This is a genomic window from Streptomyces sp. V1I1, assembly GCF_030817355.1.
Taxonomy (GTDB): domain Bacteria; phylum Actinomycetota; class Actinomycetes; order Streptomycetales; family Streptomycetaceae; genus Streptomyces.
This window is the reverse complement of record NZ_JAUSZH010000001.1, coordinates 4120276-4141803: the sequence shown is the minus strand read 5'-3', so window position 1 is coordinate 4141803 and position 21528 is coordinate 4120276. Positions and strand designations below refer to the sequence as shown.

General features: G+C 67.3%; 17 protein-coding genes. 10 read left to right on the top strand and 7 right to left on the bottom strand.

Annotated features, from left to right (window positions below; all coding sequences use genetic code 11):
• Positions 1–371 precede the first annotated feature (371 nt).
• A complete protein-coding gene (locus tag QFZ67_RS19445) occupies positions 372–1709 on the top strand; it encodes an MATE family efflux transporter (RefSeq protein ID WP_307662356.1) in 1338 nt (445 codons plus the stop codon).
• A 130-nt stretch (positions 1710–1839) separates the two neighbouring features.
• Here the strand turns inward: QFZ67_RS19445 and rplI are convergent, their stop codons facing one another.
• From rplI to rpsF, 4 genes are all read right to left on the bottom strand, one after another.
• On the bottom strand, positions 1840–2286 hold the full coding sequence (gene rplI, locus QFZ67_RS19440; RefSeq protein ID WP_307662355.1) for a 50S ribosomal protein L9: 447 nt from the start codon (positions 2284–2286) through the stop codon (positions 1840–1842).
• An 18-nt stretch (positions 2287–2304) separates the two neighbouring features.
• Positions 2305–2541, bottom strand: a complete 237-nt coding sequence (gene rpsR / locus QFZ67_RS19435; RefSeq protein WP_003956534.1) for a 30S ribosomal protein S18 — start codon at positions 2539–2541, stop codon at positions 2305–2307.
• Between the two features lie 43 nt (positions 2542–2584).
• Complete coding sequence (locus QFZ67_RS19430) at positions 2585–3187, bottom strand: single-stranded DNA-binding protein (RefSeq protein ID WP_307662354.1); 603 nt, start codon at positions 3185–3187, stop codon at positions 2585–2587.
• A gap of 74 nt (positions 3188–3261) precedes the next feature.
• Complete coding sequence (rpsF, locus tag QFZ67_RS19425; protein ID WP_004950685.1) at positions 3262–3552, bottom strand: 30S ribosomal protein S6; 291 nt, start codon at positions 3550–3552, stop codon at positions 3262–3264.
• A gap of 260 nt (positions 3553–3812) precedes the next feature.
• Here rpsF and QFZ67_RS19420 point away from each other — a divergent pair, with 260 nt between their 5' ends.
• From QFZ67_RS19420 to QFZ67_RS19410, 3 genes are all read left to right on the top strand, one after another.
• Entirely contained in the window at positions 3813–4127 is a 315-nt protein-coding gene (locus QFZ67_RS19420) for a hypothetical protein (protein ID WP_307662353.1), read from the top strand.
• A 120-nt stretch (positions 4128–4247) separates the two neighbouring features.
• Positions 4248–5366, top strand: coding sequence for a peptidoglycan bridge formation glycyltransferase FemA/FemB family protein (locus tag QFZ67_RS19415; RefSeq protein WP_307662352.1), 1119 nt, complete (start codon positions 4248–4250; stop codon positions 5364–5366).
• Positions 5367–5451: 85 nt separating this feature from the next.
• Positions 5452–6483 carry an alanine racemase gene (locus QFZ67_RS19410; protein ID WP_307662351.1) on the top strand — a complete coding sequence of 344 codons (1032 nt, stop codon included), beginning with the start codon at positions 5452–5454 and terminating at the stop codon, positions 6481–6483.
• A gap of 119 nt (positions 6484–6602) precedes the next feature.
• Here the strand turns inward: QFZ67_RS19410 and QFZ67_RS19405 are convergent, their stop codons facing one another.
• Both QFZ67_RS19405 and QFZ67_RS19400 read right to left on the bottom strand, forming a co-directional pair.
• Complete coding sequence (locus QFZ67_RS19405; RefSeq protein ID WP_307662350.1) at positions 6603–8132, bottom strand: glycosyltransferase family 87 protein; 1530 nt, start codon at positions 8130–8132, stop codon at positions 6603–6605.
• 123 nt (positions 8133–8255) lie between these two features.
• A complete protein-coding gene (locus QFZ67_RS19400) occupies positions 8256–10961 on the bottom strand; it encodes a transglycosylase domain-containing protein (protein ID WP_307662349.1) in 2706 nt (901 codons plus the stop codon).
• 359 nt (positions 10962–11320) lie between these two features.
• On the opposite strand from QFZ67_RS19400, the gene QFZ67_RS19395 reads away from it, so the two are divergent.
• The 4 genes from QFZ67_RS19395 to QFZ67_RS19380 all read left to right on the top strand — a co-directional run bounded on the left by QFZ67_RS19395 (position 11321) and on the right by QFZ67_RS19380 (position 15093).
• A complete protein-coding gene (locus QFZ67_RS19395; protein ID WP_307662348.1) occupies positions 11321–12037 on the top strand; it encodes a PadR family transcriptional regulator in 717 nt (238 codons plus the stop codon).
• Positions 12038–12096: 59 nt separating this feature from the next.
• The gene (locus QFZ67_RS19390; RefSeq protein WP_307662347.1) at positions 12097–13179 is read left to right on the top strand and encodes an inositol-3-phosphate synthase; all 1083 of its coding nucleotides are present in this window, start codon (positions 12097–12099) and stop codon (positions 13177–13179) included.
• Between the two features lie 76 nt (positions 13180–13255).
• Complete coding sequence (locus tag QFZ67_RS19385) at positions 13256–14524, top strand: MFS transporter (protein WP_307662346.1); 1269 nt, start codon at positions 13256–13258, stop codon at positions 14522–14524.
• Between the two features lie 50 nt (positions 14525–14574).
• Positions 14575–15093: a hypothetical protein gene (locus QFZ67_RS19380; RefSeq protein WP_307662345.1), complete on the top strand. Its 519-nt coding sequence runs from the start codon at positions 14575–14577 to the stop codon at positions 15091–15093.
• Between the two features lie 97 nt (positions 15094–15190).
• On the opposite strand, the gene QFZ67_RS19375 is transcribed toward QFZ67_RS19380, so the two are convergent.
• On the bottom strand, positions 15191–16633 hold the full coding sequence (locus QFZ67_RS19375) for a CCA tRNA nucleotidyltransferase (RefSeq protein ID WP_307662344.1): 1443 nt from the start codon (positions 16631–16633) through the stop codon (positions 15191–15193).
• Positions 16634–16800: 167 nt separating this feature from the next.
• On the opposite strand from QFZ67_RS19375, the gene QFZ67_RS19370 reads away from it, so the two are divergent.
• Both QFZ67_RS19370 and murJ read left to right on the top strand, forming a co-directional pair.
• Positions 16801–19191 carry a DUF6049 family protein gene (locus QFZ67_RS19370; RefSeq protein ID WP_307665893.1) on the top strand — a complete coding sequence of 797 codons (2391 nt, stop codon included), beginning with the start codon at positions 16801–16803 and terminating at the stop codon, positions 19189–19191.
• A gap of 45 nt (positions 19192–19236) precedes the next feature.
• On the top strand, positions 19237–21420 hold the full coding sequence (gene murJ / locus QFZ67_RS19365) for a murein biosynthesis integral membrane protein MurJ (protein WP_307662343.1): 2184 nt from the start codon (positions 19237–19239) through the stop codon (positions 21418–21420).
• The last annotated feature ends 108 nt before the right edge of the window (positions 21421–21528 follow it).

The window sequence follows — 21528 nt, the reverse complement described above, 5'->3', positions numbered from 1 at the left end:
CGGCACAGCACTGACAAAACGAACGGCCAGACTCCGCTTCCCGCGCGTCGGGCGACGGTCCACGGTAGGCCCGTCGGCACCGTCAGCCAATCTGGTTATCCACAGGCCATGTGGACGACCGATCAGATGCTGTGGAGAACCCCGCAGAACCTGTGCACGGACCGGGGGACAGCACTGTGGACAAGTTCATAGCCACCCCACTCCATGGGGTCTGACCTGGACTTTTTCCGTCCACCGGCTGTGGGGGAGAAAAACTTTCCCAACTGGACCAAGATCAGAACAAAGGGCGCACAGCAGAACGTGCACCTGGTTGCTCGGTAAGGACTGCAAAGCAATTGCATCTCTTACCTGTGGAAGATTAGATTGCTGCCATGACACAGGCACCCGCGGCGCCGAAGGCCGCCCGACGCCGCCACGATCGAGAGATCGTCGCGCTCGCCGTCCCCGCCTTCGGCGCCCTCGTCGCCGAGCCGCTCTTCGTGATGGTCGACAGCGCCATCGTCGGCCATCTCGGCACCCCGCAACTTGCCGGACTGGCAGTCGCGGCGGCCCTGCTGACGACCGCCGTGAGCATCTTCGTCTTCCTCGCCTACGCCACCACTGCCGCCGTCGCTCGACGCGTCGGCGCGGGCGATCTCGCGGCCGCCATCCGCCAGGGGATGGACGGCATCTGGCTCGCGTTGCTCCTCGGCGTCGCCGTCATCGCCGTCACCCTGCCCACGGCACCCTGGCTTGTCGAGGCATTCGGGGCGTCCGACACCGCCGCTCCCTACGCCACCACCTATCTACGGATCTCCAGCCTCGGCATACCGGCGATGCTGGTCGTGCTAGCCGCGACCGGCGTACTCCGTGGCCTCCAGGACACCCGGACCCCGCTGTACGTCGCCATCGGCGGCTTCGCCGCCAACGCCGGGCTCAACGCGGGGCTCGTCTACGGCGCCGGCCTCGGCATCGCCGGCTCCGCCTGGGGCACCGTCATCGCCCAGGTCGCCATGGCCGCCGCCTATCTGGCCGTGGTCGTACGCGGAGCACGGCGGCACGGCGCTTCTCTGCGCCCCGACGCCGCGGGCATACGAGCCAGCGCCCAGGCAGGCGTCCCCCTCCTGGTCCGTACGCTCTCGCTGCGTGCCGTCCTGATGATCGCCACCGCCGTCGCGGCCCGCCTCGGCGACACCGATATCGCTGCCCACCAGATCGTCCTCTCCCTGTGGAGCCTGATGGCCTTCGCGCTCGACGCGATCGCCATCGCCGGGCAGGCGATCATCGGCCGCTATCTCGGTGCCGATGACGCCGAGGGAGCCCGCCAGGCCTGCCGCCGCATGGTGCAGTGGGGCATTGCCTCCGGCGTGGTGCTCGGCATCCTGATCGTGGCCTCGCGGCAGCTATTCATCCCGCTGTTTACCAGCGACTCGGCGGTGCACGACACGCTGCTCCCAGCCCTGCTTGTGGTCGCCGTCTCCCAACCGATCGCGGGTGTGGTCTTCGTACTCGACGGCGTACTGATGGGAGCCGGTGACGGCACCTACCTCGCCGGAGCGATGCTCGTGACGCTGGCGGTCTTCGCACCCGTCGCTCTGCTCGTCCCCACCTTCGGCGGCGGACTGACAGCTCTGTGGTGGGCCATGACGCTGATGATGACGGTCCGCATGCTGACGCTCTGGCTGCGTATGCGCTCCGGCCGCTGGCTCGTCACCGGCGCCACGCGCTGACCCTACGCTCGACGTTTCACCATCGATGTTTCACGTGAAACAGGGCAGAGGCGGGCGGCAAAGCGAAAGGGCCGCACCCATCGGGTGCGGCCCTTCGTACTGCTCAGAGCTGCTCAATCGAGAGCCATGCTCAGGCGGCGACGACCTCGACGCCGAGCTTCGCGGCAACCTCGGGGTGCAGACGCACAGACACCTGGTGCGAGCCCAGGGTCTTGATCGGCGAACCGAGCTCAACGCGACGCTTGTCGACCTCCGGACCACCGGCAGCCTTGATCGCCGAGGCGATGTCGGCCGGGGTGACGGAGCCGAAGAGGCGGCCGGCGTCGCCGGAGCGAACAGCCAGACGCACCTTTACGGCCTCGAGCTTGGCCTTGACCTCGTTGGCCTGCTCGATGGTCGCGATCTCGTGGATCTTGCGGGCGCGGCGGATCTGCGCCACGTCCTTCTCGCCACCCTTGGTCCAGCGGATCGCGAAACCACGCGGGACCAGGTAGTTGCGAGCGTAACCGTCCTTGACGTCGACGACGTCGCCGGCGGCACCGAGGCCAGTGACCTCGTGGGTGAGGATGATCTTCATGATTCGGTCACCCTTCCCTTATCGCGCGGTGGACGTGTAGGGCAGCAGCGCCATCTCACGGCTGTTCTTCACGGCCGTGGCGACGTCACGCTGGTGCTGCGTGCAGTTGCCGGTAACGCGGCGGGCACGGATCTTGCCGCGGTCGGAAATGAACTTCCGCAGCATGTTCGTGTCCTTGTAGTCCACGTATACGGTCTTGTCCTTGCAGAATGCGCAGACCTTCTTCTTCGGCTTGCGCACAGGCGGCTTCGCCATGGTGTATCTCCTGTGTGATCAAGAAGTGGGGTACGAGCTGCCCTTAGAAGGGAGGCTCGTCCGAGTAGCCGCCGCCGGAACCGCCGGAACCGCCGGAGCTTCCGCCCCAGCTGCCCCCACCGCCCTGCTGCTGGCCGCCGCCGGCCGGCGCGCTGGTGGCCCAGGGATCGTCGGCGGGTGCACCGCCGCCGCCCTGCTGCTGACCACCGCCACTGGGGCCGCCGCCCCAGTTGCCGCCGCCCTGCTGCTGACCGCCGCCATAGCCACCCTGGCCACCGCGACCGGTGGTCTTGGTGACCTTGGCCGTGGCGTTCTTGAGGCTGGGGCCGACTTCCTCGACGTCCAGCTCGTAGACCGTGCGCTTGACGCCCTCGCGGTCCTCGTAGGACCGCTGCTTCAGCCGACCCTGCACGACGACGCGCATGCCGCGTGTGAGCGACTCAGCGACGTTCTCCGCCGCCTGACGCCAGACCGAGCAGGTGAGGAAGAGGCTTTCGCCGTCCTTCCACTCATTGGTCTGACGATCGAAGGTGCGGGGAGTGGACGCGACGCGGAACTTCGCGACCGCCGCACCGGACGGGGTGAAGCGCAGCTCGGGGTCGTCGACGAGATTGCCGACGACCGTGATGACGGTCTCGCCTGCCATGGGTGAACCTCTCGGCGGGGATTGCTTCTGGCTGCTTGCTGCTACTCGAACCCGATGACTTCTGAGCTAGGCGCTCAGTGGGTCTCGGGACGGAGGACCTTGGTCCGGAGGACCGACTCGTTCAGGTTCATCTGGCGGTCGAGCTCCTTGACGACCGCAGGCTCGGCCTGCAGGTCGATGACCGAGTAGATGCCCTCGGGCTTCTTCTTGATCTCGTAAGCGAGACGACGACGGCCCCAGGTGTCGACCTTCTCAACCTTTCCGTTGCCCTCACGGACGACGGAGAGGAAGTTCTCGATCAGCGGGGAGACAGCGCGCTCCTCGAGATCGGGGTCGAGGATGACCATCACCTCGTAGTGACGCATGTGGAACCCACCTCCTTTGGACTCAGCGGCCACGGTCGTTCCGTGGCAGGAGGGTCGTGATGCGTACGCAACGGTATCGGCCGCCACTGACAATCCGGGGGGATTGCTTTCTGGCCTGGACAGACACCGGTGCAGACCGTACAGAGTACCCGCAGACAGGCTTCCGGTTGAAATCCGGTGGCCGGGGGACGCAATCTGTACACATCGGGTGTGCGCGGCGCTACAGTGCGCCGCCTTCCGGCAACGCCAGGAGGTGCCCCATGGCACAGGCAATGCGACGTCGTTCCTCCGTCTCCCTCTTCGCCACAGACGGCAAGCCCCACCCCCTCCAGGACACCCTGCTCGCGGTGACTCTGGTGCTCGGCGCTATCGCCTTCGTCTCGGCGATGTTCCACAGCCTCCATCTGCTCAGCTCCTGGACCGGGCTGGTGGGGATCCTCACAGGCGCCTACGGCCAGTTCATCTCGGTGACGACCCGCGAACGCTTCGCGTTGATCATCGGTCTCGGCGCCTCTGCGTTCGGCTTCTTCCTCGGCATGGCCCACGGCGGACTCTTCGGCGGGGTCCTGGGCTAGGCGGAGTCCTGGGCCAGGTTCCCAGCAGCCATTCGGGGCGCTCCCCCAGCGCAGTAGGCTTCGGCGCGAGAGCCGGAGCCCCTGTACCCATGGGGACACACCTGCCGAGGAGCGCCCCGCATGAGCTTGACCCTGAGGACCATCAGCCGAGAGCAGCATCTGGCGTACATCCAGACCCTGCCCGCGGCAAGTCACTGTCAGGTCCCGGCGTGGGCTGATGTGAAGACGGAATGGCGCTCGGAGAACCTGGGCTGGTTCGACAAGAGCGGTGAACTGGTGGGCGCGGGCCTGGTGTTGTACCGCCAGCTGCCGAAGATCAAGCGCTATCTCGCCTACCTGCCCGAGGGTCCGGTGATCAATTGGTATGCGCCGAACCTGGACGACTGGCTGCAGCCGATGCTCGCCCACCTCAAGCAGCAGGGCGCCTTCTCCGTGAAGATGGGCCCGCCGGTCGTCATCCGCCGCTGGGACGCGCCCGCGATCAAGGCCGGAATCCAGGACCCGGATGTGAAGCGGCTGCGCGACATCGAGGCGACACATATCGAGCCTCGTGCGTTCGAAGTGGCGGACCGGCTGCGGAAGATGGGCTGGCAGCAGGGCGAGGACGGCGGCGCCGGCTTCGGTGACGTACAGCCGCGGTACGTCTATCAGGTGCCGCTGGCGAACCGTTCGCTCGACGATGTCCTCAAGGGCTTCAACCAGCTGTGGCGGCGCAATATCAAGAAAGCTGAGAAGGCCGGTGTCGAGGTCGTCCAGGGCGGCTACGAGGATCTGGCCGAGTGGCAGCGGCTGTACGAGATCACCGCTGTACGCGATCACTTCCGGCCGCGCCCGCTCTCGTACTTCCAGCGCATGTGGACGGTGCTGAACAGCGAGGATCCGAACCGGATGCGGCTGTACTTCGCGCGGCACAACGGTGTGAACCTGTCCGCGGCGACGATGCTGGTCGTCGGGGGGCATGTCTGGTACTCGTACGGCGCCTCCGACAACATCGGCCGCGAGGTCCGGCCCTCTAACGCGATGCAGTGGCGGATGCTCCGCGACGCCTACGCGATGGGCGCGACCGTCTATGACCTGCGCGGCATCAGCGACTCCCTCGACGAGACCGACCACCTCTTCGGCCTGATCCAGTTCAAGGTGGGCACCGGCGGCGAGGCCGTCGAGTACGTCGGCGAGTGGGACTTCGCGCTCAACAAGCTGCTGCACAAGGCGCTCGACATCTACATGTCGCGCCGCTGACGGTGCCGCGGCCGACGCCGTAACCTCGTAAATCTCGTACATACCTCTGATACACCGCAGCCACCAGAAAGGTTCCGGGCCGGCCATGGCGCTCTCCCTCTACGTCGACACCGCGCGCTGGCGGGCGCACCAGAAGTCCGTGATCGACCAGTTCCCCGGTCTCGTACCGGTCTGCAAGGGCAACGGCTACGGCTTCGGTCATGAGCGCCTCGCCGACGAGGCCTCCCGCTTCGGCTCCGACATGCTGGCGGTCGGCACGACGTACGAAGCGGCCCGGATCAAGGACTGGTTCAGCGGTGATCTCCTGGTCCTGACCCCCTTCCGGCGCGGTGAGGAACCAGTTCCGCTGCCGGACCGGGTCATTCGCTCGGTCTCGTCGGTCGACGGTGTGCACGCGCTGGTCGGCGCGCGGGTGGTCATCGAGTGCATGAGCTCCATGAAGCGTCACGGCGTCGCCGAGCAGGACCTGGGCCAGCTGCACGCCGCCATCGAGGACGTACGCCTGGAGGGCTTCGCCCTGCACCTGCCCCTCGACCGTACGGACGGCTCCGACGCGGTCGAGGAAGTCATCGGGTGGATGGACAGGCTGCGTGCGGCCCGGCTGCCGCTGCACTCGATGTTCGTCAGCCATCTGCGCGCCGAGGAACTGGCCCGCCTCCAGCAGCAGTTCCCGCAGACCCGATTCCGCGCCCGCATCGGTACGCGGCTGTGGCTCGGCGACCACGACGCGACCGAGTACCGCGGCGCCGTCCTGGACGTCACCCGTGTCGCCAAGGGCGACCGCTTCGGCTACCGACAGCAGAAGGCCGCATCCGACGGCTGGCTGGTCGTCGTCGCCGGCGGCACGTCCCACGGCGTCGGCCTGGAGGCCCCGAAGGCCCTGCACGGCGTGATGCCGCGCGCCAAGGGTGTCGCCCGCGCGGGTCTGGCGACCGTCAACCGCAACCTGTCGCCGTTCGTCTGGGAGGGCAAGCAGCGCTGGTTCGCCGAGCCGCCGCACATGCAGGTGTCGATCCTGTTCGTGCCGGCGGAATCGAAGGAGCCGAAGGTCGGCGACGAGCTGGTGGCGCATCTGCGCCACACCACGACGCAGTTCGACCGCCTCGTCGACCGCTGAGGCGCCCGGAGGGCCTGCCGAGCCGCCCGGAGCACCCGCTGAGGCGCACTGAGAGGCATGCTGAGGCGCACTGAGAGGCCCGCTGGGGCTCCGCCGAGCGGGACCCCGAGCACCGACCGCTAAGCCGACGGCCGCGCCCCACCGGACCCATGGGACTGCGCCCCCCACTCCACCCGCGGCCCCTCCACCGCGTGTGCCGCATGCCGCGGCGGATGCGCCGCCTGCCCCACCACGAAGACGTCCTTGGCCCCGTCCAGCACCCCGCCTGACGGATCGTCCGAGCCGTCCTTCCGTACGCCGTCCCGTTCCGGCATCAGAATGTCCCGTACGACCACGGCGCACAGATACAGCGTCCCCAGCAGATGCAGGGCGATCGCCACCTGATAGCCCTCGGGCGGCAGCCCCTGGTGCTTGGGGCTGGTGGTGTACGCGAGGTACATCCAGATACCCAGGAAGTAAATGACCTCGCAGGCCTGCCAGATCAGGAAGTCCCGCCAGCGCGGCCTGGCCAGCGCGGCGAGCGGAATCAGCCACAGTACGTACTGCGGCGAGTAGACCTTGTTGGTGATGATGAACGCCGCGACGACGAGGAAGACGAGCTGAGCGAAACGGGGCCGCCGGGGCGCACTCAGCGACAGCGCCGCGATGCCCGCGCACGCCAGGATCATCAGCAGCGTCGCGTAGGTGTTCACGGAGTCGACTTCCAGCGGCTCACCCGTGCGCTGCGTGATGATCAGCCAGAACGAGCCGAAGTCGACCTGCCGCTCCTGGCTGAAGGTGTAGAACTTCTTCCACCCCTCCGGCGCCATCAGCATCACGGGCAGGTTCACCACCAGCCAGGCACCGGCCGCGCCGAGCGCCGCGGTGGCGAACTCTCGCCATTTGCCTGCCCTCCAGCACAGCAGGAGCAACGGACCCAGCAGCAGTACGGGATAGAGCTTGGCGGCGGTCGCGAGCCCGATGAGGATGCCGAAGGCCAGCGCCCGGCCGCGTGACCACATGAGCATCGCGGCGGCTGTGAGCGCCACGGCCAGCAGGTCCCAGTTGATGGTGGCGGTGAGCGCGAAGGCGGGCGCCAGAGCCAACAGCAGGGCGTCCCAGGGGCGGCGACGGTGTGTGCGGGCCACACAGACGGCGATGACCGCGGTGCAGATCATCAGCATGCCCGCATTGACCATCCAGTACATCTGCTCCTGGTTCTGCATGGAGCCGCCGGCCAGATTGAGCCACGACGCGACCTGCATGAAGACACCCGTGAGGACCGGGTACTCGAGGTACTCCATGTCGCCGGGCAGCCGGTCGAAGTACGGGATGAGCCCTTCGGAGAAACCACGCCCCAGGTAGAGGTGCGGAATGTCGGAGTAGCAGGCGTGGGTGTACTGGGAGCTCGTGCCCCGGAACCAGGCCCAGTTGTAACAGGGCATCTTCTGCACCATGCCGAGCGCGAACATGCCGATCGCCACCAATGCGATGACACGTACGGGAGTGAGCCAGCCACTGCTGCCTCGCCAGGCCCAGCGGCCGGCCGGACCGCCGATCAGCTCGCTGCCGGACGCGGCGACGGGGTCACGCCGTGTGGGCCGTACGTCAGGCCGCTCCGGCCGGCCCGGTCGGTCCTGGTACACGCTCGTCTCTTCTGCGCTGGGCATGGTGCACATCCTGCCGTACGGGGTTTGGGATACGGCGAGGGCCGCCGCCCCCGGAGCGCACAGGTGTGTGCGTACCGGGTGCGGCGGCCCTCATGGCGTTGCCGGAGCTTGGACCGGCGGCCGCTAACTGCTCGGGCCTCCGATGAACCCTCCGTTGCCGTTACCGCCGCCGTTACCGTTGGTTCCCGGTGGCGTTGTCGTCGGACTGATCGACGGGGTGCCGGTCGGGTCGCCGCTTCCGCCATTGCCGCCATTGCCACCCGTGGTGCCGCAGGTCCAGTCCTCCCACGGTTTGCAGGACTGGCTCGGGTCGGGGCTGCCCGAAGGCGTGGTGGACGGCGTGCCCGACGGGGTCGAGGACGGGGTGCCGGAGGGCGTGTTGGACGGCGACGGGGGCGGACTCGAGGCGCCGCCGCCCCAGTAAGCCTCGGCGTCGAGGGGCTCGGGCTCCGGGAAGGTCAGCTTCGGCGCGCCCTTGAGCGCCTCCGACATGTACGTCTGCCAGATCTCGGACGGGAACGACGCACCGTGGATCTTGTCCTGGCCACCGGTGCCGTACATCTCGAGGAACTCGCGCTTCTTGCCGCTCTTCTCGTTGTCGTCGAGCCGGTACATGTCGATGGCGGTCGACAGCTGCGGCGTGTAGCCCACGAACCACGCCGACTTGTTGCCGTCGGTGGTACCCGTCTTGCCGGCGACCTCGCGGCCGGGGAGCCGGGCGTTCTTGCCGGTGCCCTCGGGATCGTCGACGACATCCCTCAGCACATCGGTCACATTGCTCGCGACGGCACTGGTGAAGGCCGGCTCGGGCTTGTCGTCGTGCTCGTAGACCGTCGTGCCCTGGTAGTCGACCTTGGTAACGGAGAACGGATCCATCTGCTCGCCGTTGGCCGCGAAGGTCGCGTAGGAGCCGGCCATGCGGATCGCGCTGGGGTCCGAGATACCGATCGAGAAGGAGGGGACGTCCGACTTCGACAGGGAGGAATCGAGCAGGCCTGCGTTGATGGCGGCTTCCCTGACCTTAGGAATGCCGACGTCCATGCCCAGCTGCACGAAGGGCGAGTTGGCGGAGTGGATCATGGCTTCACGCAGGTTGATGTTCTTGTACGACTCATCGCCGTCGTTGCGCTGAAGCCATTCCTTTCCTTCCTCGTTCTGCCAGACGGTGCCGTCGTAGTTCTTGATCTTGAGCTTGTTCTTGCCGTTGTACACGGTCTTGTCAGGGTCGACCTTGTGGCGGTACTCGTCTCCCTGGTCTTCGGGCTCACTCGGGTCGCGCACGCCGTCCCGCATCGCCGCGGCCAGTACGAACGGCTTGAAGGTCGATCCGACCTGGGCGCCGGTCTGGTCGGCGTTGTTGGTGAAGTGCTTGGTGGCGTCCTCGCCACCGTAGATGGCGACGATCTTGCCGGTCTTCGGTTCTACCGAGGCGCCGCCGAACTGGACGAAGGTGTCGGTCTTCGGGCGCTTGTCCGGCTTGATGTTGGCATCCCGAACCTTCTTGACCGCGGTCGCGAGCTTCTTGACCTTGTCCTCGTCGAAGGTCGTGTGGATCTCGTAGCCGCCACGCGCGAGGTCGTCGGCCTCGATGCCCTTGTCGTTGTTGTTGAGGAAGTTCGACTTGGCCAGGGCCACCAGATAACCCACCTGGCCGCCCAGCTGTGCGTTCTTCTTGGGCGGGTCGATCTTCGGGAGCTTGGTGAACTTGGCCCGTTCAGCGGCACTGAGGTGGTTGTCCTTGACCATCTCGTCGAGGATCCAGTTCATGCGCTCGGTAGCGCGAGCCTTGTTGGCCGCCGGTGTTGCTGCGGGGTCAATGTCCTCGGCGCCGGCGGGGTCGAAGTAGGTCGCACCCTTGAGGAGCGAGGCGAGGAACGCACACTCGCTGGGGTTCAGATCCTTGGCGTTCTTGTTGTAGTACGTACGGGCCGCGGCCTGGATGCCGTAGGCACCGCGTCCGTAGTACGAGGTGTTCAGGTAGCCGGCCATGATCTCCGGCTTGTCCATGTCGGTGCCGACCCTTATGGAGATGAACAGCTCCTTGAACTTACGGCTCAGGGTCTGGGACTGGTCGCCGAGCCGCGCGTTCTTCACGTACTGCTGGGTGATGGTGGAGCCACCCTGGGTCTGCCCGCCCTTGGCCATGTTGAACAGAGCCCGGCCGATGCCCATCGGGTCGATTCCCGAGTCGGTCTTGAACGTCTTGTTCTCCGCCGAGATCACCGCGTTCTGCATGGCTTCGGGGATCTGCTCGATGCCCACGATCTGCCGGTTGATCTCTCCACCGGTGGCGGCCATCTGGCGGCCGTCCGCCCAGTAGTAGACGTTGTTCTGCGCCTCAGCCGTCTTGTCCGGGTCGGGTACCTCCACCATGGCGTACGCAATGGTCGCGGCGGCCATCAGGCTGCCGACGAAGCCCAGGCAGAGTCCGGTGACAAGCTTCCAGGAGGGCACCCACCGGCGCCATCCGTACTTGTTGTGACGCGGGTAGTCGATCATCCGCTTCTTGGACGGCCGCCCGCCGTGACCACGGCCAGGACCGTCATGGCCCCCGCCGCCGCCTCCGCGGCGGCCGCCTCCCCGGCCTCCGTGGCCGGCACCCGCGCCTTCGTCCACGCGCCGGCGACCACCGCCGTTGCGCTGTGCGGCGCGGCGGGCCTCGGCCCGGCCGCCGTACGGACGCTCCTCGCCGGACGAAGCGGAAGGAGACCCTGCGGTGGTACCCCGGGACGGGGCTGCGCGGCGGCCAGACGGCTGCGGGGCGGCGCGCCTGGCCGCGGCACGTCCGCCACCCTGCGACTGCGGCGGTTTGCGACGGTGCTCGCTCATCGAACGACTACTCCTCGGGCAGGCGAGACGCCTGGAAGCGGCAGTTGAGTTCCGGTCCCCCCGAAATGGATACGGACCAGCCCCGCGAAGGGCTCATCCGCTGTGCATCCCCGGCGATGACGCTCTCAGGCGTCCCGTGGTTCCCGGTGGTCTGCATGGCGCACAGACTACGCACGGTCAAAACCCACCTAGTGCCAAAGTTCACCCCAAATCAGGCAACTTGCTCGCTATGAATTGACGATGTGACGCCGTTCACCATGGCCCCTCTTGTCGCAGCAGGAACGTCGTTCTATCGTGCTGATGTATCGAGTCGATACATCAGCACGACATAAGCGACCGGGACGGCGAGGGAGGCGACGATGAGCAGGCGCTCCGGCATCCTCGAATTCGCCGTGCTGGGTCTGCTCCGTGAGGCCCCGATGCACGGGTACGAGCTGCGGAAACGGCTCAATACCTCGCTGGGAATCTTCCGGGCCTTCAGTTACGGGACCCTCTACCCCTGTCTCAAGACGCTGGTCGCCAACGGCTGGTTGATCGAGGAGCCGGGTAGCGCTCCCGAGGATGCACTCGCCGCTTCACTCGCAGGGCGCCGCGCCAAGATCGTCTACCGATTGACGGCGGAAGGTAAGGAACACTTCGAGGAGCTGCTCTCCCACACCGGCCCGGACACCTGGGAAGACGAGCACTTCGCTGCTCGCTTCGCCTTCTTCGGGCAGACGGAGCGCGAGGTGCGGATGCGGGTGCTGGAGGGTCGCCGCAGCCGGCTGGAGGAGCGTCTGGAGAAGATGCGCGCCTCCCTGGCACGCACCCGCGAGCGCCTCGACGACTACACGCTTGAGCTGCAGCGACACGGCATGGAGTCCGTGGAGCGCGAAGTGCGCTGGCTGAACGAGCTCATTGAGAGCGAGCGAGCGGGACGGGATCAGCGACAGCCCGCCTCCGAGAGCTCGGCTCAGCAGGACAACACATCTGGAGAGACGGGCGGCCTGCCCCGGCACAGGGGTGCCGAGTCCTCCGGGGGAACACCCCCCGGGCACTCAACCCCGCCGGATCCGTCCGACGACACCGCCAAGTGATGCCTTGCGGTCCGCAGGGTTTCATCCGGAATACCGAGATCAAACAGGGAGCAACCGGAATGGGTTCGGTTCGCGTAGCCATCGTCGGCGTGGGCAACTGCGCCGCCTCGCTGGTGCAGGGCGTCGAGTACTACAAGGACGCCGACCCGGCCGGCAAGGTGCCGGGTCTGATGCACGTCCAGTTCGGCGACTACCACATCTCTGACGTCGAGTTCGTGGCCGCCTTCGACGTGGACGCCAAGAAGGTCGGCCTCGACCTTGCGGATGCCATCGGCGCCAGTGAGAACAACACCATCAAGATCTGCGACGTGCCGAACTCCGGTGTGACCGTCCAGCGCGGCCACACCCTCGACGGCCTGGGCAAGTACTACCGCCAGACCATCGAGGAGTCCGCCGAGGCCCCGGTCGACATCGTCCAGACCCTCAAGGACAAGCAGGTCGACGTCCTGATCTGCTACCTGCCCGTCGGGTCCGAGGACGCTGCGAAGTACTACGCGCAGTGCGCCATCGACGCCAAGGTCGCCTTCGTCAACGCTCTCCCGGTCTTCATCGCCGGCACCAAGGAGTGGGCGGACAAGTTCACCGAGGCGGGTGTCCCGATCGTCGGTGACGACATCAAGTCGCAGGTCGGCGCCACCATCACGCACCGTGTGATGGCGAAGCTCTTCGAAGACCGCGGTGTCCGCCTCGAGCGCACCATGCAGCTGAACGTCGGCGGCAACATGGACTTCAAGAACATGCTCGAGCGTGACCGTCTGGAGTCCAAGAAGATCTCCAAGACGCAGTCCGTCACCTCGCAGATCCGCGACCGTGACCTGGGCGCCGACAATGTCCACATCGGCCCGTCGGACTACGTGGCCTGGCTGGACGACCGCAAGTGGGCGTACGTGCGCCTCGAGGGCCGCGCCTTCGGCGATGTCCCGCTGAGCCTTGAGTACAAGCTCGAGGTGTGGGACTCCCCGAACTCCGCGGGTGTCATCATCGACGCCCTGCGCGCCGCGAAGATCGCCAAGGACCGCGGCATCGGCGGCCCGATCCTCTCCGCGTCCTCGTACTTCATGAAGTCCCCGCCGGTGCAGTACTTCGACGACGAAGCCCTCGAGAACGTCGAGAAGTTCATCAAGGGCGAGGTCGAGCGCTAAGCGTTCGCCTGCTCGTCCGAGGAGGGTCCCCTGGTAATCCGCCCGGGGACCCTCCTCGTATGTGACGCTTGATCGCATGCCTGTCGTACGTGATCTGCGCGTACTCCTGCGCCTGACGAACTTCCGCCGACTTCTGGCGGTCCGGCTCCTCTCCCAGTCCGCCGACGGCGTCTATCAGGTCGCGCTCGCCACGTACGTCGTTTTCTCCCCGGAGAAACAGACCTCGCCGACCGCGATCGCCTCGGCCATGGCGGTGCTGCTGCTGCCGTACTCCTTGATCGGCCCCTTCGCCGGCGTCCTGCTGGACCGCTGGCAGCGCAGGCAGGTCTTCCTGTACGGGAATCTGCTGCGGGCGCTCCTCGCGAGCGGGACGGCGGTGCTGATTCTCGCCTCCGTACCCGACTGGCTCTTCTATGCCTCGGCTCTGTCCGTCACAGCCGTCAACCGCTTTGTACTGGCCGGGCTCTCCGCCTCACTGCCCCGGGTGGTCGACTCCGACCGGCTCGTCATGGCCAACTCCCTGTCTCCGACGGCCGGCACACTCGCCGCGACCGCGGGCGGCGGACTCGCCTTCGCGGTACGGCTGGTGTCCGCGGACTCCGACGCCGCTGTGGTCCTGCTGGGCGCCGCGCTCTATCTCTGCTCGGCTCTGGCCTCGCTCCGGATGCCACGTGAACTGCTCGGTCCCGAGCAGGAGTTGGTGCAGCCGCGACTGGCCGCCGCCCTGGCCTCCACCGCGCGCGGACTGGTGGGCGGACTGCGGCACCTGACCGAGCGCCGGGCGGCGGCCCGTGTGATGGCCGCGATGACGCTGATGCGCTTCTGCTACGGGGCGCTGACGGTCATGGTGCTGATGCTCTGCCGGTACGCCTGGTCCGAGAAGGAGTCGGACGGCCTGGCCCTGCTGGGTCTGGCCATCGCCATCTCGGGCGCGGGGTTCTTCGCGGCGGCAGTGGTGACCCCGTGGGCGGTCGGCCGACTCGGCCAGTTCGGATGGATGGTGGCGTGCGCGGCGGCGGCAGCCGTTCTTGAACCGGCTCTGGGGCTGCCGTTCGAGCCCGAGCCGATATTGGTCGCCGCGTTCATCCTGGGGCTCATCACCCAGGGCGCGAAGATCGCCACGGACACGGTGGTGCAGACATCGGTGGACGACGCCTACCGGGGCAGGATCTTCTCCCTCTACGACGTGCTGTTCAACGTCGCCTTCGTGGGCGCGGCGGCCATCGCCGCGCTGATGCTGCCGCCTGACGGCCGGTCGGTCCACCTGGTGGTCGTAGTCGCGGTCATCTACGCGGCCGTCGCGGCAACTATGGCCCGTTGGAGCCGTGTTGGCGCGGTGATATAGCGTGCCCGCGTCAAACAATGGATCGCACATGTTTACGGGGGACTTCCCGCATGACCTATCCGCCGCAGCAGGGCCAAGGCGCGTACGGACACCCTGACCCGTACGCGCAGCAGCCTCAGCAGCCGTACCCCCCGCAGCCCGGCTACGGATATCCGCAGCAGCCCCAGCCGGGGTATGGACACCCGCAGCAGCAGCAGTGGGGCGCCCCGCCGCCCCCGGCGCCCTCCCGTCGCGGCGGCCTCGACACCAAGACCATCCTGAAGATCATCGTTGCTGTCATAGCCGTAATCGCCTTCGGCATCTTCTATCTGCTGAGCCAGGACGACGCCGACAAGGCGGAGGCCGGCGACTGCATGAAGAACAGCGGATCAACGGTCACTCCCGACCTGGAGGTCGTGGATTGCGGCGACACAAAGGCCGCGTACAAGGTCGTCGAGGTGCACCCCGACACGACGGACAGGAACCTCTGCAGGGGCAAGTCCGACCTTGGCTACTTCGAGCAGACGAGTGGCGGGCGGCGCAGCTCGGGCAAGCAGTTCGTGCTCTGCCTGAATGAGATCAAGAAGTAGTCGCATACGCGGAGGGGCGATGTTTCACGTGAAACATCGCCCCTCCGCTCATCGATCCGGCTCCATGTTTCACGTGAAACATGGAGCCGTTTCACGCTCAGCCCTGCGTCGCCCACCACTCCTTGAGGGCCGCGACCGCCGCATCATGCTCCATCGGACCGTTCTCCAGGCGCAGCTCCAGCAGGAACGCGTACGCCTTGCCGATCACCGGGCCGGGGCCCACACCCAAGATCTCCTGGATCTGATTGCCATCCAGGTCGGGCCGGATCGCGTCCAGCTCCTCCTGCTCCTTCAACTGCGCGATGCGCTCCTCAAGCCCGTCATAGGCCCGGGAGAGGGCGGTGGCTTTGCGCTTGTTCCGCGTGGTGCAGTCCGAGCGGGTCAGCTTGTGCAGCCGCTCCAGCTGCGGCCCGGCATCGCGTACGTACCTCCGCACTGCCGAGTCCGTCCACTCCCCGGTCCCGTAGCCGTGGAAGCGCAGATGCAGCTCCACCAGCCGCGAGACGTCCTTGATCATGTCATTGGAGTACTTGAGCGCGGCCATCCGCTTCTTGGTCATCTTCGCGCCCACCACCTCGTGGTGATGGAAGGAGACCCGGCCGTCGTTCTCGAAGCGCCGTGTCCGTGGCTTTCCGATGTCATGGAGAAGCGCAGCCAGCCGCAGCACCAGATCCGGGCCGTCCTCCTCCAGATCCATCGCCTGTTCCAGGACGGTCAGGGAGTGCTCGTACACATCCTTGTGGCGGTGGTGCTCGTCACTCTCCAGACGCAGCGCGGGCAGCTCGGGCAGCACATGGTCGGCCAGGCCGGAGTCGACGAGCAGCGCCAGCCCCTTGCGGGGGTGGGCGGAGAGGATCAGCTTGTTCAGCTCATCGCGTACCCGCTCGGCGGAGACGATGTCGATCCGGTCAGCCATCTCCTTCATCGCGGCGACGACCTCGGCTGCCACCTTGAAGTCGAGCTGCGCAGCGAAACGGGCGGCCCGCATCATGCGCAGCGGGTCGTCGGAGAAGGACTCCTCGGGCGTACCCGGGGTCCGCAGGACTCGCGCGGCGAGGTCCTCGAGACCGCCGTGCGGATCGATGAACTCCTTCTCCGGCAGCGCCACGGCCATCGCGTTCACGGTGAAGTCACGCCGGGCGAGGTCTTCCTCAATCGAGTCGCCGTAGGACACCTCAGGCTTGCGCGAGGTCCTGTCGTACGCCTCCGAGCGGTACGTCGTGACCTCGATCTGGTAGCCCTGCTTCTGACAGCCGACCGTGCCGAAGGCGATCCCGACCTCCCAGACCGAGTCCGCCCACGGACGGACGATCTTCAGCACGTCGTCGGGGCGGGCATCCGTCGTGAAGTCCAGGTCATTGCCGAGCCGGCCGAGTAGCGCATCCCGGACCGAGCCGCCGACCAGGGCAAGACTGAACCCGGCCTCCTGAAAGCGGCGGGCAAGGTCGTCGGCGACAGGGGACACCCGCAGCAGTTCGCTCACCGCGCGGCGTTGCACCTGGCTCAGTGCAGTGGGGTTGTCTTCATTGGCGTTCGGCACAACAGAAAAGGGTACGTGCCCCGCCGACCGCAGCGCCCCTGTTTATGACGCCGATCCGATCATGTGGGGCACTCCGCGGCACTTCGACACAGCGCACCTCGTTACCATGCGTGGACGCAACCAGCGACACCCACCAACGGCAACAGACGACGAGGACGGACGAGCGCGTGGCCGAGGCGGCAGACTTCCAGGGGATGAATCCTTCTCCTGCCCGCCGGTGGCTCCGGCGCACAGCCTCCGTGATCCTGGGCGTCCCGCTTGTGGCCGGACTGCTGTGCGGCCCGGCCACGCCAGCCGCGCACGCGGCCGAGAACGCCTCGGGCTCCCCCACAGTCGATGTGTCTCTCGACACTCTGACGCCGACCGCCCCCGGCAAGAGCGACACGCTCACGATCTCCGGCACGGTGATCAACAAGGGCAAGCAGACCGTCACCGACGCCGAGATCGATCTACGGGTGGGACAGAAGCTGTCCAGCAGGGCCTCCATCGACCGCGTCGCCCAGCAGACCAGCTATACGCCGGGCACCGATGGCTCGCCGATCGGCGACAAGTACACAGTCAAGATCCCCAAGCTCGTCTCCGACATCAGCCGCGAGTTCACGCTCTCCATCCCGGTCAATGAGCTCGAACTCGACGACGACGGCGTCTACCAGCTCGGTGTGTCCTTGTCGGGTCAGACCCCGGACGAGCCGTTCGACCAGGTCCTGGGCATCGAGCGGACCCTCCTCCCGTGGCAGCCCGAGGCTGTTGAGAAGAAGACCCAGTTCACCTATCTCTGGCCGCTGATCTCCTCGACCCACCTCACCTCGGAGACGGGATCGGACGAGCAGCAGACTCCGGTCTTCGAGGACGAGACGCTGGCCACTGAGCTCGCCCCGGGCGGACGGCTGGACCAGCTCGTCTCCCTCGGCACCGATCTGCCCGTCACCTGGGTCGTCGACCCGGATCTACTGGCCAGCGTCGATGCGATGACCAGGAACTACCAGGTCAAGAGTGGGGCCACCACTGTCCCGGGCAAGAACCAGGCCGTTGCCAAGCGGTGGCTGAGCGCCGTCGAGGCCGCGGTCCACGGCCGCAAGGTGGTCGCGCTGCCGTTCGCCGACCCTGATCTGGCGTCCCTGGCGCACCGCGGCAAGAACATCTCCGGATCCCTCAGCCATCTGCAGTCGGCAACCAAGGTCGCGGAAACGACCGTGGAGACGATCCTCCATGTGAAGCCGTCCATCGACTTCGCGTGGCCCGTCGACGGCGCCATCGACTCCTCGATCGTCGATGTCGCCACCTCGGCCGGCGCCCACAAAGTGATCTCCCGCAGCGACAGCCTGCGGGACGATCTGTCGTACACACCCAGCGCGGCGCGCCCCATCGGCGGCGGGACAACGGCAGTGGTCGCCGACGCCCGGCTCTCCACCGCCTTCCAGGGCGACATGATCAAGACCGGGAATTCCACCCTCGCGGTTCAGGAGTTCCTCGCCCAGACACTTGCGCTGACCCTCCAGGCCCCCAGCAACCAGCGGAGCATCGTCGTCGCCCCGCAACGGATCCCGAGCGCGTCCCAGGCGCAGTCCATGGCACGCGCGCTGCAAGCCCTCGAGGCCCAGCGCTGGACGCAGCCGCTCGACCTGGTCGCTGCCGCGGGCGCCAAGCCCGACGCCAACGCCGCGACCAAGGTGCCCGGCAGCTCCCGCTATCCCGAGCAGCTACGCAGGCAGGAGTTGCGGCCTCAGGCGTTCCGCGACATCAGGAACACACAGAACACCCTCGACAACTTCAAGGTCATCCTCACCGCGCAGGACCGGGTGGAGACCCCGTTCGGCAGGGCGATCGACAGGGAGATGTCCACTTCCTGGCGTGGCAACCCGGTGGGGGCCCAGCTGTACCGCGCCGGTGTGCGGGCCTACCTGCAGAGCCTCACCGAAGAGGTGCAGCTGATTGAGAAGTCGGCGATCACCTTGTCGGGGCGCAGTGCGACGATCCCGGTCACCGTGCAGAACAGGCTGGTCCAGGGGATCGACCACCTGGTGCTGCGGCTGACGTCGGACAACGCCACCCGCCTCAACCTCGACCAGGACAAGGCCACAGCCCAGCAGCCGATCAAGGTCGAGGGCGGCCACAGCCAGTCGGTGAAGTTCACCGCGGCGGCCAACGCAAACGGCCCGGTGCAGATGACGGCCCAGCTCTTCACCGAGGACGGAAAGCCGTACGGCGATCCAATGAGGTTCACGGTGAAGGTCTCCGAGATCACTCCCACCGTGATGCTCGTCATCGCCGGCGGTGTGCTGCTGCTCGTCCTGGCAGGCGTCAGGATGTACACCCAGCGCAAGCGCGCGGCTGCGCGAGACGCGGCCACGGAGGATGCGGAAGGCTCAAAGGGCTCAGGGTCAGAGGGCTCGGAGTCAGAGGGCTCCGAGGCAGAAGGCTCCGAGGGCTCAGAGGGCTCAGAGGGCTCAGAGGGTGACATCAGCAGCCCCGATCCCGGGCAGGCGAGTGACCCGGCACCGGACACCGGACCGGGAAGCGGCGACCCGTCGGGCACGGGTGAGAAAGTGGACCGTTGAGCGATGTCGTGGCCCGTGGGCCGGGGACGATGAGGTGGGGTTGCAATGAACGCGCCGTACGACGGTGACAGTGGTCAGGGCGCGGGCGGAGCTGTGCCTTCTCCGGGCCCGACCCCGGATCCCCCGCTGCAGGGCCAGGGGCCTCCGCCGCCACAACCGGACCCCGACCCATACACCCAGGATCCGTACATCCAGGACGCCTACGACCGTGATCCTTACCGGGCGCAGGATCTGTCGACCCAGGACCCTGTGACCGAGGCGCTGTACGACCGCGCATCCCACCCACCGCCGCCCCCCGGCACGTACCAGGAGCCTCAGCCGCTGTATCAGCAGCCCCCGACACAGCAGCACGCACCGGACCCCCGCGTCTGGGCGCAGACCCCGCCGCCCGAGCCGGCCGGCCCCTCCCGTCATCTGCCGTACGGGGACGACGCCAGGACCACCCAGTTCACGGGCGTGGACGACCTGGTCACCCGGGCCGGCGAGGAGGAGCCGGAGCCCGACGCGTTCGCACACCTCTTCCGGGACCAGCAGGCCTCCGGCCGCCCCACCCCGCCCTCGGAACCCATCCCGGCGGCACCGGCCCCCAGGAAGTCCGGCGGCCGGGCCTCCAGCCTGCTGAAGTCCAGCGCGGTAATGGCGGCCGGCACGTTGGTGTCCCGCCTCACCGGTTTTGTACGCAGCCTGGTGATCACCGCTGCTCTCGGCGCCGCCCTGCTCGGTGACACCTACACCGTCGCGTACACCCTGCCGACGATGATCTACATCCTCACCGTCGGAGGCGGCCTCAACTCTGTGTTCGTACCGCAGCTGGTGCGGGCGATGAAGAACGACGATGACGGCGGCGAGGCATACGCCAACCGGCTACTGACGCTCGTCATGGTGGCGCTCGGCGCCATCGTCGCCATCGCGGTGTTCGCGGCTCCGCTGCTGATCCAGCTCATGTCGGACACCATCGCCTCCAATGCGGCGGCAGACAGTGTCGCCGTCACCTTCGCCCGCTACTGCTTGCCCACGATCTTCTTCATGGGCGTGCACGTGGTCATGGGACAGATCCTCAACGCCCGTGGGAAGTTCGGCGCGATGATGTGGACCCCGGTCCTCAACAACATCGTCATGATCACCACGTTCGGCCTGTTCATCTGGGTGTACGGCACCTCCGCCGAGTCGCAGATGGGCGTACAGACGATTCCGCCGGAAGGCGTGCGGCTGCTGGGCATCGGCACTCTGCTGGGCCTGGTGGTCCAGGCCCTGGCGATGATCCCGTACCTGCGTGAGACCGGTTTCAGGTTCCGGCCGCGGTTCGACTGGAAGGGCCACGGTCTCGGCAAGACCGTCAAGCTGGCCAAGTGGACCGTGCTGTTCGTCCTCGCCAACCAGGCGGGCGTGCTGGTCGTCACCCAGCTCGCCACCGCCGCCGGTGAGGCGTCCGGCAGGGACGGCGCGGGTTTCATCGCGTACACCAACGCCCAGCTGATCTGGGGCATGCCGCAGGCCATCATCACCGTCTCGGTCATGGCCGCCCTGCTGCCGCGGATCTCCCGCGCCGCCCACGACGACGACCCGGGCGCGGTGCGCGACGACATCTCTCAAGGGCTGCGCAACTCCGCAGTCGCGATCGTTCCGGTGGCCTTCGCGTTCCTGGCTCTCGGCGTCCCCATGTCCAGCCTGCTGTTCGCCTCCAGCGGCCAGGAAGCCGCCCGCGGCATGGGCTTCATCCTGATGGCGTTCGGCCTCGGCCTCATCCCGTACTCCGTCCAGTACGTCGTGCTGCGTGGCTTCTACGCGTACGAGGACACCAGGACGCCCTTCTACAACACGGTCATCGTCGCCGCGGTCAACGCCGCCGCCTCCGCCGCCTGCTATGTCGTGCTGCCCGCCCGCTGGGCAGTAGTCGGCATGGCGGCCTCCTACGGTCTCGCCTACGCCGTCGGCGTCGGCATCGCCTGGCGCCGGCTCAAGAACCGCCTCGGCGGGGATCTGGACGGCGCACACGTCATGCGCACGTATGCACGTCTCTGCTTGGCCTCCGTCCCCGCGGCGGCGGCCGCCGGCGCGGTCGCCTTCGTCATCGTCAAGGGGCTCGGGGGCGGCGCCCTCGGCTCGCTCGCCGCGCTGGCCGGGGGCGGGATCGTGCTGCTGGGCGTCTTCTTCGTCGCCGCGAAGCGGATGCGCATCGAGGAGCTCAACGCCATGGTCGGCATGGTGCGCGGCCGCCTCGGCCGCTAGCGGGCGCGCAGTCCCGCACAACCATCGTCGGCCGCCGTGTGTCGTGCATAGCGGCCGACTGTGGGCACAATTGGCATGGCTGTTGAATATGCGCAACGGATGGGGAGG

Coding starts and splice junctions, on each gene's coding strand:
- QFZ67_RS19445 (WP_307662356.1), top strand. CDS start 372: ATGACACAGGCACCCGCGGCGCCGAAGGCCGCCCGACGCCGCCACGAT.
- rplI (WP_307662355.1), bottom strand. CDS start 2,286: ATGAAGATCATCCTCACCCACGAGGTCACTGGCCTCGGTGCCGCCGGC.
- rpsR (WP_003956534.1), bottom strand. CDS start 2,541: ATGGCGAAGCCGCCTGTGCGCAAGCCGAAGAAGAAGGTCTGCGCATTC.
- QFZ67_RS19430 (WP_307662354.1), bottom strand. CDS start 3,187: ATGGCAGGCGAGACCGTCATCACGGTCGTCGGCAATCTCGTCGACGAC.
- rpsF (WP_004950685.1), bottom strand. CDS start 3,552: ATGCGTCACTACGAGGTGATGGTCATCCTCGACCCCGATCTCGAGGAG.
- QFZ67_RS19420 (WP_307662353.1), top strand. CDS start 3,813: ATGGCACAGGCAATGCGACGTCGTTCCTCCGTCTCCCTCTTCGCCACA.
- QFZ67_RS19415 (WP_307662352.1), top strand. CDS start 4,248: ATGAGCTTGACCCTGAGGACCATCAGCCGAGAGCAGCATCTGGCGTAC.
- QFZ67_RS19410 (WP_307662351.1), top strand. CDS start 5,452: ATGGCGCTCTCCCTCTACGTCGACACCGCGCGCTGGCGGGCGCACCAG.
- QFZ67_RS19405 (WP_307662350.1), bottom strand. CDS start 8,132: ATGCCCAGCGCAGAAGAGACGAGCGTGTACCAGGACCGACCGGGCCGG.
- QFZ67_RS19400 (WP_307662349.1), bottom strand. CDS start 10,961: ATGAGCGAGCACCGTCGCAAACCGCCGCAGTCGCAGGGTGGCGGACGT.
- QFZ67_RS19395 (WP_307662348.1), top strand. CDS start 11,321: ATGAGCAGGCGCTCCGGCATCCTCGAATTCGCCGTGCTGGGTCTGCTC.
- QFZ67_RS19390 (WP_307662347.1), top strand. CDS start 12,097: ATGGGTTCGGTTCGCGTAGCCATCGTCGGCGTGGGCAACTGCGCCGCC.
- QFZ67_RS19385 (WP_307662346.1), top strand. CDS start 13,256: ATGCCTGTCGTACGTGATCTGCGCGTACTCCTGCGCCTGACGAACTTC.
- QFZ67_RS19380 (WP_307662345.1), top strand. CDS start 14,575: ATGACCTATCCGCCGCAGCAGGGCCAAGGCGCGTACGGACACCCTGAC.
- murJ (WP_307662343.1), top strand. CDS start 19,237: ATGAACGCGCCGTACGACGGTGACAGTGGTCAGGGCGCGGGCGGAGCT.